This window comes from Marinobacter sp. KM021 (assembly GCF_050707965.1).
GTDB lineage: Bacteria > Pseudomonadota > Gammaproteobacteria > Pseudomonadales > Oleiphilaceae > Marinobacter > Marinobacter shengliensis.
This window is the reverse complement of the sequence record NZ_CP136129.1, coordinates 3,444,199-3,458,079: the sequence shown is the minus strand read 5'-3', so window position 1 is coordinate 3,458,079 and position 13,881 is coordinate 3,444,199. Positions and strand designations below refer to the sequence as shown.

The window sequence follows — 13,881 nt, the reverse complement described above, 5'->3', positions numbered from 1 at the left end:
AGCCGCGCATGCTGCAAGCGTTATACTCCTCTGAGGAGGTCTTTATGCAACGTAGTTTTTCACAACAAATAGCTCCTTACGTTGAGGTAGAGCTGGCGAACGCCAAACGGGCAAATTCAGCCGGTGATACACAGCAAGAATTTGCTTATCTAGAGCGGGCTCACGTTATAGGACAAGAATCAACGTATTGGCACGTTAAGGTCCATATACTGATGCTGGTGTGGGCTGCTCAAAATCACTCAGTCCGAGAGGCGTTTGGTCAGTTTTTTCGGATTGTGGGCTCTGCGACGAAAACAGCATTTGGCTTGGTCCCACCAGGCAATACTGGCGGTGCAAATGTTAGTCCGTTTAAGAAGATGCCAATCGCGCCGGATTTGGCAGCTTTGATTCAAAAAGCCAAGTCCGGTGTATAACCATACGCGTCACACGGATGCCCTTGTCTCCGCTTCGCTGCGTCAAGGTCACCGGTGCGCTCTGCGTTAGAAACGAGTCGAGCGATGAGTAAGCCCGAATATCTGTATCACGGTACTCGAAGAAAGCTTGATCTGCTCAATCCGACGCAGGGTGTTGGATATGGCATGGCGGATAATGAGCACGGCGTTTATGCTGTTTCAGAGCGCGAGTTGGCAATCCCTTTTGCAATTTCATATCGCCCTCTCGGTGAAGGAGCAGTTTTCTCTGTTGAAACCTCGGAGCGTCCACCTCGTATCGTGCTAAAGGATACCGAGGTCGATTGGGACCAGGTGGGATATGTGTACAAGGTTCGGTCCGAAACGTTCGAGAAAATTGACTCGGAGCAGTGGTTATCCAGGGTTCCCGTTAAGCCAGTGGAAGCTGAGGAAATCAGGCCAGAGTCCTATCGGAACTGGATCGTGTACAAATCGGAAAGCTAGAGACCGTGCAAAAAGTTTCTAACCAGTCATTCCAGTTCGTTCCGGCCCTGAAGGGCCTCCACCGGACGCCCTTTTCTCCGCTGCGCTGCAAAAAGGTCGCCGCTGAATATTGGCGTTATACAGACTAAGGAGAGTCAGGTTTGGAGTTAACCAACGTAGTCCCATGGGGCCGGTCTTTTGAAGAATATCAGGCTATGTTCGGATTATCCGAGGGCGACCTGAGCAAGCGAATCCTTGGTTGTGGTGATGGCCCCGCGAGCTTCAATGTAGAGGCAACCGACCGTGGGTGCCAAGTCACGTCTTGTGATCCGGTATACCAGTTCCAGGCTGACGAAATACGCCGCCGGATAGACGACGTGTACCCGGAAGTAATGGCTAAAATGCGGCAGGACGCAGACAACTATATCTGGGAGTCACTGAGTAGCGTCGAGCAGCTTGGCGAAGTTCGGATGAAGGCTATGTCGAGGTTCCTGTCCGACTTTGATGCGGGTTGCCGGCAAGGGCGGTATGTATCAGCATCGTTACCTTCGTTGCCGTTTTCTGACTCTCAATTCGATTTGGCACTCTGCTCCCACTATCTTTTTCTCTACAGTGAGCATGTAGATGGGGCGGCTCACTTGGAATCAATGCGGGAGCTATGCAGAGTTGCATCTGAGGTTCGCGTCTTTCCTGTTGTGTCGCTGAACGGTGAGGCCTCGATGCATTTGGATCAGGTCATGTCGGCATTATCCGCCGATGGAATTGATGTTTCTTTGCAGCCTGCCAGCTACCGCTTTCAGAAAGGTGCTACCGATATGTTGGTGGCGAAGTCCGTATAACCAATGCAGGCACGGCGACGCCTACTACATTGCGCCTTCGGCTTCATTCCGTAGGCGCGCATGCTGCAAGCGTTAGCTGCGCAAGGACTCTACTCAGGAGCATAAAAGGATGTATGTCCCGAATTACTTCAAAGAAGAAGACCAAGAGAAGCTTCAACAGTACATTCGCGATTATGGATTTGGGCTACTCGTTATCGCAGACGATGAAGGGATCGAGGCCAATCATGTACCCTTTCATCTGACCTCTGGGGCAAACGATACTCATGGATATCTTCAGTGTCATCTGGCCCGTAGTAATCCAGTCTGGAAACGCATGCAGGGCGGAGCTCAAGTGCTCGCAGTTTTTCAGGGGCCAGATGCTTACGTTTCACCCTCATGGTACCCAACCAAGGTTGAGACAGGTCGGGTTGTCCCAACATGGAACTATCTGGCTGTCCACGTGCAAGGTAGCGCTCGGATAATTGAGGATCCAAGCTGGTTAAAACATCATCTAGAGCAGCTAACAAACCAGCATGAGTCGCAAATGGTAGCTCCTTGGTCCGTGGATGATGCACCAACGGATTTCACTGAACGTCTGGTGCAGGCTATTGTCGGCGTAGAGATCAAAATTGAAGCTCTGACGGGCAAGCTGAAAGCAAGTCAGAATCAACCAGAGCGGAATCGGGCCGGTGTTAAAGATGGTCTCGAGACCGGAGACGGAGCGCAGAACCGTGCAATGGCCAAGCTCATCAGCTAACCAGGGGCTGTTGTCGGACGGTTTTTCCGTCGCTTCGCTCCTACAAAACCGCCGCAAAGCCCAGCTACATGGACTCCCCCTGCGGTCAAGCAACGCCATTTGATTTCGAAGCGGTTTGAGACTGCAGCTCTACATTCGGCCTCTTGTTGGGCGCTTTTGCCCGGGCCAGGATGATGATGCGTGTGAGTGATGACCTCATTCGTTAGTCGGCTTGTATCAGCCGCAAGGCTTAACAGGTTCAATCACTCTCGGTCTGACCGTTCCGTCATCGCTTGCCGTTGCTAGACTCGGCTGGCAGGCGTGTTCTGCCTGTCGTTGGTGCCTGGTTATCAGCCCTCCATAGGCTGTGTTTTAAACTCGGTTTGGTTCATCAACAGCGCCCAGATAATCCGGGCATTCTTGGCGGCCAATGCTACGGCGGCTCGTTTGTAGCCGCGGCGTTCCACCAACTCTTTAGCCCACTCGCTGAGTTGATCGTGTTTGTCGGCGAGTTTGGCAATCACCGCTCGGGTGCCATGGATCAGCAACATTCGCAGGTACTTGTCCCCGCGCTTGGTGATTCTACCCAGCCGGGGCTTGCCTCCGGTCGAGTACTGCCTGGGTACAAGCCCCAGCCAGGCGGCGAAGTGTCGTCCGCTTTTGAACTGTCTGGGATCGGGCGCACTGGCCAAGATCGCGGTGGCAGTTTGTGGTCCTATTCCTGGAATGGCCATCAGCCGTTTGGCCTGCTCGTCGCGCCGGGCCATGGCTTCGATTTCCCGGTCATAGGCCAGGATCTCTTCATCGAGCTGGAGAATGCGCTGGTTGATGTTGTTGAGTAAACGCCGTGCGAGCATGGGCAAACCGTTTTCGGCATCTTCCAGGATTTCGGGAATCCGGTGTCGGGCATGATAGCGCCCCTGGGGGATGATCAGTCCGAACTCGGCTAACAGCCCGCGAATCTGATTGATCTGGGCTGTGCGCTCTTTGGTTAACCCACGGCGAATGCGGTGAAGGCACAGTACCGCTTGTTGGTCCTCAGTCTTAACTGGAACAAAGCGCATATTGGGCCGGCTGACGGCTTCGCAGATGGCCTCGGCATCGTTGTCGTCGTTCTTGCTGCTCTTGCGATACGGAGCGACAAAGCGGGGCGCAATGATCCGGGCATCGTGGCCGAGTTTGGTTAACTCCCGAGCCCAGTAATGGGCACCGGAACAGGCTTCCATGCCGATCAGGCACGGCGGCAGTTGTGCGAAGAACGCCAACAGTTTGGGGCGATTGAGCCGTTTGCGAACCACGACCTTGCCGTGTTGATTGGTGCCATGAATACTGAACACAGTTTTCGCCAGATCGATGCCAATGGTTGTAACATTCATGATGACTCCTCCTGCTTCGGATTGAAGATGTCAGACACCTTCAATGTGGCACATGACTGATGCCGTGGGAGCAGGGGAGTCCATATCATTCGTTAAGTGCAAAATCATGGAATACGATTACCGGAAGATCATCAAAGAAGGCTCACCGGACGTTACTTCTGTCAAAGGAAGAAGGCTTGATTCAGCGTTGGCCCACGTCGTTGCAGATGAGATAAATGTCGTTCATCTCTGTTTCGATGGCATATGGTATTCCATCCACGGGCTAGTTGGTTCCGAAGTAATGGGCTTCAAAAGGCGTGAACGGCAATTTCAGGCGGAAATTATCAATGAAGGTAGCGTTGTATGCAGGCTACCAATTCTGGATCAGTTTGTCGGTTTAGAGGTTGCTGAAGTACGGCATATTGGCGAAGCCTGGAATGGTCATGGCTTTGAGCTAAGTTTCAAGGGTGTTCCAGACAAGACATTAATACTGCAATCGATCTATACGGGGTCTGAGCCAGAAGAATTTAGTGATTGCATGAGGATTGGCGTTGGGAATTACATCTATCAGGTTCCCACCAGCACTTAACAAGGCGCATCAATACGCGGCCGGTGGCCGCCGGACGCCCTTTACATTGCGGCTGCGCCTCCATTACAAGGGCGCCGTTGTGCGCTGGCGTTATGTGTATTTGTACAGGCTGTATGCTTGAACAGTTTTTGATCAGGGTGTAGGCTGGTTTTGTGTACAAAAATCGTACACCAATCGGCCAGGTTAATCCTGGAATGCTCGCACCCTTGAGGAGGGTTCAAGATGGCTGTTAAGCACACACCCACAGGCGAAGTTCACAGCGGCAACAAAGGCGGCAAAACCGGTTGCGGTTTCGATACCCGTGACAACCCAAGCCACTGGGTTTCATCGCATGAAAGGATCACTTGCGGCAAAAATGGCTGCAAAAACTGATTCTTACATGGTTTGCTTCCGTTGCAGTTGGCCAGATCTAAAGTCAAACGGGGGCAAACCACATAACCAGTCAATTAAGTTCGTTCCGGCCTGCGGCCTCCACCGGACGCCCCTGTCGGGCCGCCGCTTATTTCAGCGTTAGAAACGAGTCGAGCGATGAGTAAGCCCGAATATCTGTATCACGGTACTCGAAAAAGCTAGATCTGCTCAATCCGACGCAGGGCGTTGGATATGGCATGGCGGATAATGAGCACGGCGTTTATGCTGTTTCAGAGCGCGAGTTGGCAATCCCTTTTGCAATTTCATATCGCCCTCTCGGTGACGGGGCAGTTTTCTCTGTTGAAACCTCGGAGCGTCCACCTCGTATCGTGCTAAAGGATACCGAGGTGGATTGGGATCAGGTGGGATATGTGTACAAGGTTAGGTCCGAAACGTTCGAGCAAATTGACTCAGAGCAGTGGTTATCCCGGGTTCCCGTTAAGCCAGTGGAAACTGAGGAAATCAAGCCAGAGTCCTATCGGAACTGGATCGTGTACAAATCGGAAAGGTAGAGACCGTGCAAAAAGTTTCTAACCAGTCATTCCAGTTCGTTCCGGCCCTGAAGGGCCTCCACCGGACGCCCTTTTCTCCGCTGCGCTGCAAAAAGGTCGCCGCTGAATATTGGCGTTAATGGCCCGGCATTTGTGAGTTTTTGGCGGGTGAGGTGCAAAGGCCTTGGCACCGGGTTTGGTTGCAACGCTCGTTCACTCTGGTGATCGCCAAGGCCGGAAAATTCGCTGTCTGGTTTGGTTGCCACAATGGCCAGCGGTGTTGGTATTCATGGCGTGCCCCAGTTGTGGGGGCGTCCGTCTCAAACGGTAATCGGGTTGGCGGCTTTTGCGTTCTGATTCTTTTGGCCATCCATCGAGTTGGTGCAAGCTGTCCGGGAGAGGGCATGCGGCCTTTGATTCCAGACTCAACCACGGTGGTGAACGGCCATTAACCAGGCGGTCAACCGGACACCAAAAGCGTACCGCTTTTGGTTCCCTTCGCTGACGCTCCGGCGCCGGTTACCTCAGCGTTAAATGCTCATGAAAATTCAGCACCGAGAAAAGTTGGACACTCAATTTCGCCACCTTAGCCAAGGCGAGCAGTATTCCGTGCAGAGAGAGTTTTCCGACTACGACGGGATAGCTCACCCAGTTGGTGAGGTTTGGGAGTTCATTGGAAGCAATTTTGTTCCGTATCACGATGGCCTGTCACTGTTTGCTAAAATCAATGGCGAGGAACAGCAGATTAGGTTGCAGGGGAGTCCCGGGGAGCAAGCAACGGTGATTGAGGATTTAAATGAGTACCTCGTACCTTGTGCGTAGTTCATTTAACAAGGCGCATCAATTCGCGGCCTGCGGCCGCCGGACGCCCTTTCCATTGCGGCTGCGCCTCCATTACAAGTGCGCCGTTGTGCGCTGGCGTTAACTTTACATGCCAGATGTTGTGCCCCGTCCCCCTTGGAGAACCCCATGAGCACCGAGAGCACCATGAGCACAACACGAGCACACAGAGCACAGTGAGCACTACACCTCAGGCCTAACTCATTGTTGTTAGTGCTAAATTGGTCGCATTTCTGCAGGATATAACGCAAACTCATAGCTTGAGTTTGCAGGAATATCTCAAACTCACATGGGTAAATGGTTCGTCTAAGGGCGACTCCTCTTCAACATGAACTCAAATAAGTCATTGTTTATAAAGGTTTTTATGGCTTATTATGGATTTGTGTTCAGGCACTCTTCGCAAGTGAACTCCTAGCGTCCAAAACTAGGGGTAGCGTGACACTGGGGTGAAGAGGTCGAAGGCGTCCAACCCCTTCGTTTAGCCTGAATCTTCAAATCTTAGGGAGGTCAACGTGGCAACTAAAATTCAAACAAAGAAACGCGCTTCCAAGATGTCGAAGCGAACCTTGGATCTGCGAGGTCAGCTTTGGCCCGAGTTAGACGAATCTCTTTTGTGGGATAGAACGAAAGCAAAAGGCTTCGCTACCATTCCACGAACGATGCCCTTCATATTGGACATCATGGACGATCTGGCTGGAAAGGGAACTCCTGTCTCAAAAGCCTATTTAGGGTTGTGGTGTCGAGTTTTTGATGAAGGTATGTTGGAGCTCAAAGATTATCAAGATCTTGCCTCTGAGTCTGGCTTTACTGGTCAAAGATCGGTTCACACTTGGAAGCAGAGAATGTCGATCTTGGTAAAACTGGGGTTTATCAGGGCTGAGTCGGGGCAAAAAGGCGAATATGACTATATCCTTTTGCTCAACCCCTATCATGTAATTAAAGAGCACTATGAGTCGGGTAACGTCCAGAAAGCAAAGTACATTGCTTTTTATTCAAGGGCGCAAGCAGTTGGTGCCGTTGACTTAGGTTGAAGTTAACAATGCGCGTCACGCGGATGTCCTTTACGCCGCTCCGCTCTGTAAAGGCCACCGGTGCGCTTTGCGTTAGCACCAAAAAGTTCAGATATGGCAAAGGTTAAGAAAAAGCTCACTCCGGCTCAAAAGAGAGCAAAGAAAGCCGCGAAGGCAGAGCGGCAAAGGAAGTACCAGTGGGTCTTTATGAACGGTAAGCAAGTCAGAATAAAGCGGCCACCAACCGTGGATGGTATGCCTGTAGATCAGTTCATCGAGGAGAATGCTGATCCGATTTGGCTCCATCAGAGCGAGTTGTGGGAGCTGATGCCGGTTGAAGACGCTCTTTCTGGCCCTGAGCCGCCTACCGAATCAGGTGCAACAGAGGAAGATGAAGACGGAATACCATTTTGACTTTAGCCACAGGCGTTCAGTTGAGCAGTGCTAACCAGGCAAGCCACGGCGACGGTTACTGCATTGCGGCTTCGCCTCCATTCCGCAACCGCGCGTGCTTCGCGGCGTTAGCAATATAAGGAAATATCACACATGTCGGGAATTACAGATTTAGATGAACTCCTGAGCTCCATGAGTCCAAAGTTGGTTGACGCTGAGTTCGTTTTTTGTACGGTTTCAGGCTCGCTCAGAGATTACATTGAGTTAAACCCAGTCGCTACGTTCATCGAATCCGAAGGTTTAACCTTAGTTATCGAAAAAGCAGTTGCAGAGAAGGCTGGTTTATCGTTTGAAGGTTCGTATAGCCAAATTACGTTAACAGTTCACCTGAATCCGTGACTTCAACGAGCTGAACTCACGCCCAAAGACTGCAATAACAAGGCTTAGAGCGATATAATAGCATCTGACACCCATTCACCCAGTTAGTGCTTTCGGCTCATGCGTACCTTCACTCTCCAGCAATCCCGAACCGAAGTCTATACACCCAATGGCGGGCTGGCCCTGGTCGGTCATTGCCTGAACCGGCATACATCGCTCACCAAAACCGCCCGCACCGTCGTCAAGCGGCACGGTATTCCGAACATTGAACTGATCCGGACCTATCTTGGCCTGATCACGCTGGGCAAGAGTGACTTCGAGGCGGCCGAGCCGGTTCGAACGGACCCATTTTTCAAGTCTGCCCTGGGCATCAAGCAATCGCCATCGTCGGCCCGGTTGCGCCAGCGATTTGATGAAGACGCTCAAGGCCTGACACCCCTGCTGGACGATGCCAGCGTCGAGTTTCTTCAGTCCGTCGAAGCTCCGGTGTCACCTCTGGCGATGGGCCACGTTGCGCTGGATATGGATGTCTTTCCCATGGACAACAGCCAGACCCATAAGGAGGGTGTCAGCTACACCTACAAGGGCTACGACGGTTATGCACCGCTGGCCGCCTACCTGGGGCAGGAAGGCTGGTGCCTGGGTTGCGAGCTGCGCCCTGGCAGCCAGCACGCCAACAAGGGATTTCTCGATACCCTCAAACGGGTGTTACCCCGGGCTCGATCACTGACGGATAAGCCCATTTTGTTGCGCCTGGACAGCGCACACGATGCCCGTGCCAATCGCGATTTCCTGCGCGAGCAGGACCAGGTCGACTTCCTGATCAAGTGGAACCCTCGTAAAGAGAATCCGCTCGTCTGGGCGGACAAGGTCCAGGCCCGGAAAGCCTGGTCACTGGAGCGCGATGGCAAGATGGAAGCGGTTCTGTCGGAAGCGATTCCGGACGAGCCCGGTCTGCGCCGCATCGTGAAGGTCACCGTTCGTACCAGCGATGCCGAAGGCCAGCTGTATCTCGAACCGGAAGTCAGCCTCGAAGGCTGGGTGACCTCGTTGCCGGCCGAAGTAGCCGACGAGCAACACATCATGGCGCTGTACAGCGATCACGCCACCAGTGAGCAGTTCCACAGCGAGTTCAAGACCGACCTGGACCTGGAACGACTTCCGTCCGGGAAATTCGACACCAACAACCTGGTCATGGCCTTCGCGACGATGGGTTACAATGTGTTGCGCTGGATGGGTCTGCGACTGACCGGCCCGGATGCACCGGTTCGCCACCCGGCCAAGCGTCGCCGCCTGAGAACCGTGATGCAGGAAATCATGACCATGGCCTGCCGCCTGGTGCACAGTGGCCGGCAGTGGATCCTGCGATTTGGCCGGCACTGCCCAGGCTTTGCGGTTTACCGAGATCTTTATCGGGACCTTGCTTCCGCCGGATAGGCCAACTCAACCACTGGCAAAAAACAATCCTCCCGGAATCCTCTGCCGGGACAGCCCGCTATTGCCTAAACAATGCATACTGGTCATTTATCAACCAATATCGGACCATCGGTTGCTCCCGCTCTTTGCTTCCTGACCTCAAAGTCAGAATCTCACCCAGTTATCGCCTCTTGTTGGCGCAGAGGTGGGCTTGACGGGTATATTGGCGAGCGAAGTCACTGATTCAGGAGTTCATTCTAGTTTGGAAGCTGTTGGTCTTACAGCAGCAGTGGCTAACAAGTTGGCTTCAAAGGATATTAGCGCAAATGTGATTGCAGCTTATTATCACGATCATATCTTTGTTCAAACAAGTAAAGCCGAAGCAGCAGTGTCAGCGTTAAAAGAGTTCAGCGCATGACGTTGGGTCATATTGCTAACAAACAATTTAAGAGTGATTCGGCACGCGTGGCATTTTTAGTATGCGTTGGTTTTAGTGATTATGGTGGTATGCGGCGGCATCGGTATTGCGTGCCTCACACCTTAATTGGGCGTTAGTTTTTAAGGATCAGGCATGATTGAAGTAACCGTCCGGTAAACCCATCTTGAGCCAGGCGCTGCGGCCGTCAGGATAGTGTCCACTTATTTTTAAGTGGACACTTAATATGACCAACATAAGCGTAACCAAGCCCTACCAAAAACGTCGTCGTTACTCCAAAGAGCTGAAGGCTCGTATCGTCGCCGAATGCCTGAAGCCCGGAGCGTCTGTTTCCCGGATTTCGCTGGATAATGGCCTCAACGCCAACATGGTCCGGCGCTGGATGAGCGAAGCGCGAAGAGCGGGTAAAACACCGGAAACACCTGGATTCGTTCCGGTCCGTCTGCCAGCCGCAGCGCCTGTGCCGGACACTCCGTCAGTCTCGAGTCAATGTAGCACCATCCGCATCGAAATCCCCCGCGCCGGCGGCACGGTTGTGGTGGAGTGGCCTGCGGAGCAAGCCCATCAGTGTGCGGCTTTGCTTCGGGATCTGTTGGGATGATCCGCATTGACGAGATCTGGCTGGCCACCGAACCGCTGGATATGCGGGCCGGGCCCGACAAGGCCCTGGCGCGGGTTATTCAGGTATTCGGTTCGGCCAAACCCCATTGCGCCTACCTGTTCGCCAACAAGCGAGGCAATCGGATGAAGGTGCTGATCCATGATGGGCTCGGCATCTGGTTGTGTGCCCGCAGGCTGAACCGGGGCAAATTCCACTGGGGCGAAGCCTGGCGTGGTGACCAATTGCGCCTGACCGAAGAACAGTTGTCCGCCCTCGTTCAGGGCCTGCCCTGGCAGCGCATAGGCGCTGAAGGCGTGATCTCTATCCTGTAACCACAAGCCCTGCGGTCTCGCTATAACCAGAACCGCGAATCGCTTGTGGCATACGGGCTTGGCATACTAGGCGGCATGACTCAGCGCCCCGATATCAACCAACTCTCAGCCGATCAGCTCCGCGCTCTGGCGACGGAACTGATGGACTCCCTGGACGCCAAGGATCAAGCCTTGGGCCGGAAGGAGCGGGAGTTGGTGCGCAGGAATGCCGTCATCGAGAAACTGACCCACGAAGTCGCCATCCTCAAACGTCACAAGTTCGCCCGCCGCAGTGAGCAACTCGATGCCGTTCAGGGCAAGCTCCTGGATGAGCTGATCGACAGCGACCTGGCGGCGATCGAAGCCGAGCTGGACCAGGCGATGACTGAGGAGCAGAAGGCTGCCCAGCCCAAGCAGAAGCCTAAGCGCACCCCGCTGCCACCGGAACTGCCCCGTACCCTGATCCACCACGAACCGGACAATACCCACTGCCAATGCGGCTGCCAGCTCAAGCGTATTGGCGAAGACGTCAGTGAGAAGCTGGACTACGTCCCCGGTGAGTTCACGGTGGAACGCCACATCCGGGGCAAGTGGGCCTGCAACCAGTGCGAGACCTTGGTCCAGGCACCGGTACCACCGCAGGTGATCGACAAGGGCATCCCCACCGCCGGCCTGCTGGCTCAGGTGTTGGTGGCCAAGTACGCGGACCATCTGCCTCTGTACCGTCAGGAACGTATCTTCGGCCGTGCTGGCCTGGAAATACCCCGTTCCACACTCGCCGAATGGGTCGGTGCCTGCGGTGTGCAGTTGCAGCCCCTGGTCGATGCACTGAGAAACGCCTTGCTGGAACACAACGTTCTGCACGCCGATGAAACGCCGGTCAGCATGCTGGCTCCGGGCAAGAAGAAAACCCATAAGGCCTACGTCTGGGCCTACTGCACCACACCGTTCTCGGATCTGAAAGCCACCGTTTATGACTTCGCCCCAAGCCGGGCGGGTGAACACGCCCGCACCTTCCTGGGTGACTGGCAGGGCAAGCTGGTCTGTGACGACTACGCCGGCTACAAGGCCGGGTTCGGTAATGGCATCACTGAAATCGGCTGTATGGCCCACGCCCGGCGCAAGTTCTACGACCTGCACGAAGCCAACAAAAGCGAACTGGCAGCCAAAGCATTGGACTACATCGGCGGACTCTACGAGATCGAGCGGGATACCAAAGACCTGCCGCCGGATAAGCGCCGGAAAATCCGACAAACCAGAGCCAAACCACTTGCTGACGCCCTGCATCAATGGATGCTGGCGCATCGCCAGAAAGTACCGGATGGCTCCGGCACCGCCAAAGCGTTGGATTACAGCCTCAAACGTTGGGCAGCGCTGACGCGCTATCTGGACGATGGTTCTGTGCCCATCGACAATAACTGGGTGGAAAACCAGATCCGACCCTGGGCGCTGGGGCGCAGCAACTGGCTGTTCGCGGGATCACTGCGCAGTGGTCAGCGTGCGGCTGCGGTGATGACGCTGATCCAGTCGGCCAAGCTGAACGCGCATGATCCGTATGCCTATCTGAAGGATGTGCTGACCCGACTGCCGACGCAGAAGAACAACGCCATCAACGAGCTATTGCCCCACAACTGGACCCCGGCTATACCTGACAAGGTGTGATGGCCGGACGCTTACTGATTGAATTCGTAAATGAAGGGAATTTGAATGAGGTATTGCCTCTGATAAGGGCATACCAGGAATTCTATGAAGTTTCTGATATTGATGATGGCAGAAACGAAAGCTTCTTCTCTCAATTTGGTGAGAAAAGTCCTTTTGGGTGTCAGTTCTTGTATCGAATTGATGGGCGAGTAGTGGCCTTTGCAACGGTGTATTTTACATTCACATCAACGATTGCACAGAAGGTTGGTGTAATGAACGATCTTTATGTCGTTCCTGAAGTTCGTGGCAAGGGCGTTGGCAAGGCACTAATCAATTACTGTCTTGATTATGCCCTTTCCAAAGGGGCATTCAGGCTTCAGTGGGTAACTGCAATGGACAATCATGTTGCGCAAAAGCTCTATGATTCTTTAAAAACAAACAAAAAACCTTGGTTGTTCTACAGCTATAAAAACTAACAAGTCGTTCAAGCCGACGGCGCTACGCGCCACGGCTTAACTCCGGCGTTAACTGTCACGGAAGACCTCAGTGAAATTTGAAGTATCGAGCAATCTCAAAATCAGTCCCGAAGATGTCGATGGGCTCCTCACCATGAAGGGCGTGAATAGGGAGCTGGGTCCCATCATCCGTATGACGGCTCCCTCAGAGTGGTCAAGCAAGCCAATCTTTGAATGGCCTACGGGTAAGGTGCTCTTTTCTAGCTGGATACTCCTTTTCGGTATCCTTCCCATCGATCGGCACACGTTCTTTTTTCAATCCATTGATCGCCAACGGGGTTTTGCGGAGGCGTCGAGCTCTTTAACCAATAAGCTGTGGCACCATCGGCGGGAGATCGATAGAAGCGAGGCATCATGCCGAGTCACCGATACGGTCGAGTTCCAGTGTAGGTTGCCCCTGCTGGCATACGTTCTGGGGCCTGTTTACCGGTTCATCTTCAAGCACCGTCATCAGGTGCTAAGGTCTTTCTACGGTGGCAGCGCCAGTTAACCAGTCAATTAAGTTCGTTCCGGCCTGCGGCCTCCACCGGACGTCCCTGTCGGGCCGCCGCTTATTTCAGCGTTATGTATGGTCCGTTCCTGAAATCAAGTAATGAGGTAAATTGGTGAGCCCTGAGGCAATCGAGCAATTCCTGCATTACGGTTCAGTCGTACTTCAGTTTGTTGGTGCGACGTCTGTGCTAGGGGTAATTGGCTTTCTCACTGCCTACTATGCATTTCCGCCCAACCTGTCGATAGATGAGGTCAAAGACAAGACGAAACATAACTATGAGTCTCGGCTCGTCATCAAAAACATCGGAAAACTACCCGCCTTCAATGTCATTGTTGATGTCAGCAGGATGAACCTCGTGATGGGTGGCATCACGATGTCCGATTTGAACACGACCGATTGTGGCGTGCCGATTCAAAAGCTGGTATCGGGGGAGAAGACTGAAATCCCTGCTGTGCCACACGTAGGAATGCCGGTTGGCTCTAGCCTTCAGTCCTGTGACTACGAGATGACGTTAAAGTATGAGGAGTTATGGTGATTTCTGGTGTATGGAAGCAGGTTGAAGGGGTGGCGTATCC

General features: G+C 53.4%; 18 protein-coding genes. 17 read left to right on the top strand and 1 reads right to left on the bottom strand.

The window, feature by feature from the left end:
* The first annotated feature begins 44 nt into the window (after positions 1-44).
* From RVM24_RS16240 to RVM24_RS16225, 4 genes are all read left to right on the top strand, one after another.
* On the top strand, positions 45-413 hold the full coding sequence (locus RVM24_RS16240; protein ID WP_431474392.1) for a DUF3703 domain-containing protein: 369 nt from the start codon (positions 45-47) through the stop codon (positions 411-413).
* Between the two features lie 84 nt (positions 414-497).
* Positions 498-893 carry a hypothetical protein gene (locus RVM24_RS16235; protein ID WP_431474391.1) on the top strand — a complete coding sequence of 132 codons (396 nt, stop codon included), beginning with the start codon at positions 498-500 and terminating at the stop codon, positions 891-893.
* 140 nt (positions 894-1,033) lie between these two features.
* Positions 1,034-1,711 (top strand): SAM-dependent methyltransferase, encoded by a 678-nt coding sequence (locus RVM24_RS16230; protein ID WP_431474390.1) that lies wholly within the window; start codon positions 1,034-1,036, stop codon positions 1,709-1,711.
* A 109-nt stretch (positions 1,712-1,820) separates the two neighbouring features.
* Positions 1,821-2,447 (top strand): FMN-binding negative transcriptional regulator, encoded by a 627-nt coding sequence (locus tag RVM24_RS16225; protein WP_431474389.1) that lies wholly within the window; start codon positions 1,821-1,823, stop codon positions 2,445-2,447.
* A gap of 329 nt (positions 2,448-2,776) precedes the next feature.
* On the opposite strand, the gene RVM24_RS16220 is transcribed toward RVM24_RS16225, so the two are convergent.
* On the bottom strand, positions 2,777-3,802 hold the full coding sequence (locus RVM24_RS16220) for an IS110 family transposase (RefSeq protein WP_106762037.1): 1,026 nt from the start codon (positions 3,800-3,802) through the stop codon (positions 2,777-2,779).
* 106 nt (positions 3,803-3,908) lie between these two features.
* On the opposite strand from RVM24_RS16220, the gene RVM24_RS16215 reads away from it, so the two are divergent.
* From RVM24_RS16215 to RVM24_RS16155, 13 genes are all read left to right on the top strand, one after another.
* Entirely contained in the window at positions 3,909-4,370 is a 462-nt protein-coding gene (locus tag RVM24_RS16215) for a hypothetical protein (protein WP_303292361.1), read from the top strand.
* A 608-nt stretch (positions 4,371-4,978) separates the two neighbouring features.
* A complete protein-coding gene (locus RVM24_RS16210; RefSeq protein ID WP_431474388.1) occupies positions 4,979-5,293 on the top strand; it encodes a hypothetical protein in 315 nt (104 codons plus the stop codon).
* A gap of 513 nt (positions 5,294-5,806) precedes the next feature.
* Positions 5,807-6,094 (top strand): DUF3601 domain-containing protein, encoded by a 288-nt coding sequence (locus RVM24_RS16205; protein ID WP_431474387.1) that lies wholly within the window; start codon positions 5,807-5,809, stop codon positions 6,092-6,094.
* A 530-nt stretch (positions 6,095-6,624) separates the two neighbouring features.
* Positions 6,625-7,143 (top strand): hypothetical protein, encoded by a 519-nt coding sequence (locus RVM24_RS16200; protein ID WP_431474386.1) that lies wholly within the window; start codon positions 6,625-6,627, stop codon positions 7,141-7,143.
* Between the two features lie 93 nt (positions 7,144-7,236).
* The gene (locus RVM24_RS16195) at positions 7,237-7,536 is read left to right on the top strand and encodes a hypothetical protein (protein WP_084342486.1); all 300 of its coding nucleotides are present in this window, start codon (positions 7,237-7,239) and stop codon (positions 7,534-7,536) included.
* A 132-nt stretch (positions 7,537-7,668) separates the two neighbouring features.
* A complete protein-coding gene (locus tag RVM24_RS16190; protein WP_431474385.1) occupies positions 7,669-7,914 on the top strand; it encodes an ACT domain-containing protein in 246 nt (81 codons plus the stop codon).
* Between the two features lie 99 nt (positions 7,915-8,013).
* Complete coding sequence (locus RVM24_RS16185) at positions 8,014-9,330, top strand: IS1380 family transposase (protein WP_431474384.1); 1,317 nt, start codon at positions 8,014-8,016, stop codon at positions 9,328-9,330.
* A 241-nt stretch (positions 9,331-9,571) separates the two neighbouring features.
* Positions 9,572-9,727 carry an ACT domain-containing protein gene (locus RVM24_RS16180; RefSeq protein ID WP_431474383.1) on the top strand — a complete coding sequence of 52 codons (156 nt, stop codon included), beginning with the start codon at positions 9,572-9,574 and terminating at the stop codon, positions 9,725-9,727.
* A gap of 244 nt (positions 9,728-9,971) precedes the next feature.
* Positions 9,972-10,346 (top strand): IS66-like element accessory protein TnpA, encoded by a 375-nt coding sequence (gene tnpA, locus RVM24_RS16175; protein ID WP_061333259.1) that lies wholly within the window; start codon positions 9,972-9,974, stop codon positions 10,344-10,346.
* A complete protein-coding gene (tnpB, locus tag RVM24_RS16170; protein ID WP_061333258.1) occupies positions 10,343-10,678 on the top strand; it encodes an IS66 family insertion sequence element accessory protein TnpB in 336 nt (111 codons plus the stop codon). Before tnpA ends, tnpB begins: the two co-directional genes overlap by 4 nt.
* Before the next feature lie 75 nt (positions 10,679-10,753).
* The gene (gene tnpC, locus RVM24_RS16165) at positions 10,754-12,319 is read left to right on the top strand and encodes an IS66 family transposase (protein WP_061333257.1); all 1,566 of its coding nucleotides are present in this window, start codon (positions 10,754-10,756) and stop codon (positions 12,317-12,319) included.
* Positions 12,319-12,774: a GNAT family N-acetyltransferase gene (locus tag RVM24_RS16160; RefSeq protein WP_431474382.1), complete on the top strand. Its 456-nt coding sequence runs from the start codon at positions 12,319-12,321 to the stop codon at positions 12,772-12,774. Before tnpC ends, RVM24_RS16160 begins: the two co-directional genes overlap by 1 nt.
* 644 nt (positions 12,775-13,418) lie before the next feature.
* Entirely contained in the window at positions 13,419-13,841 is a 423-nt protein-coding gene (locus tag RVM24_RS16155; protein WP_431474381.1) for a hypothetical protein, read from the top strand.
* Positions 13,842-13,881: the final 40 nt, after the last annotated feature.

What these genes read in the sequence shown, in the direction of transcription:
- RVM24_RS16240 (WP_431474392.1), top strand. Translation starts at nt 45, where the DNA reads ATGCAACGTAGTTTTTCACAACAAATAGCTCCTTACGTTGAGGTAGAG.
- RVM24_RS16235 (WP_431474391.1), top strand. Translation starts at nt 498, where the DNA reads ATGAGTAAGCCCGAATATCTGTATCACGGTACTCGAAGAAAGCTTGAT.
- RVM24_RS16225 (WP_431474389.1), top strand. Translation starts at nt 1,821, where the DNA reads ATGTATGTCCCGAATTACTTCAAAGAAGAAGACCAAGAGAAGCTTCAA.
- RVM24_RS16220 (WP_106762037.1), bottom strand. Translation starts at nt 3,802, where the DNA reads ATGAATGTTACAACCATTGGCATCGATCTGGCGAAAACTGTGTTCAGT.
- RVM24_RS16215 (WP_303292361.1), top strand. Translation starts at nt 3,909, where the DNA reads ATGGAATACGATTACCGGAAGATCATCAAAGAAGGCTCACCGGACGTT.
- RVM24_RS16210 (WP_431474388.1), top strand. Translation starts at nt 4,979, where the DNA reads ATGGCGGATAATGAGCACGGCGTTTATGCTGTTTCAGAGCGCGAGTTG.
- RVM24_RS16205 (WP_431474387.1), top strand. Translation starts at nt 5,807, where the DNA reads ATGCTCATGAAAATTCAGCACCGAGAAAAGTTGGACACTCAATTTCGC.
- RVM24_RS16195 (WP_084342486.1), top strand. Translation starts at nt 7,237, where the DNA reads ATGGCAAAGGTTAAGAAAAAGCTCACTCCGGCTCAAAAGAGAGCAAAG.
- RVM24_RS16190 (WP_431474385.1), top strand. Translation starts at nt 7,669, where the DNA reads ATGTCGGGAATTACAGATTTAGATGAACTCCTGAGCTCCATGAGTCCA.
- RVM24_RS16185 (WP_431474384.1), top strand. Translation starts at nt 8,014, where the DNA reads ATGCGTACCTTCACTCTCCAGCAATCCCGAACCGAAGTCTATACACCC.
- tnpA (WP_061333259.1), top strand. Translation starts at nt 9,972, where the DNA reads ATGACCAACATAAGCGTAACCAAGCCCTACCAAAAACGTCGTCGTTAC.
- tnpB (WP_061333258.1), top strand. Translation starts at nt 10,343, where the DNA reads ATGATCCGCATTGACGAGATCTGGCTGGCCACCGAACCGCTGGATATG.
- tnpC (WP_061333257.1), top strand. Translation starts at nt 10,754, where the DNA reads ATGACTCAGCGCCCCGATATCAACCAACTCTCAGCCGATCAGCTCCGC.
- RVM24_RS16160 (WP_431474382.1), top strand. Translation starts at nt 12,319, where the DNA reads ATGGCCGGACGCTTACTGATTGAATTCGTAAATGAAGGGAATTTGAAT.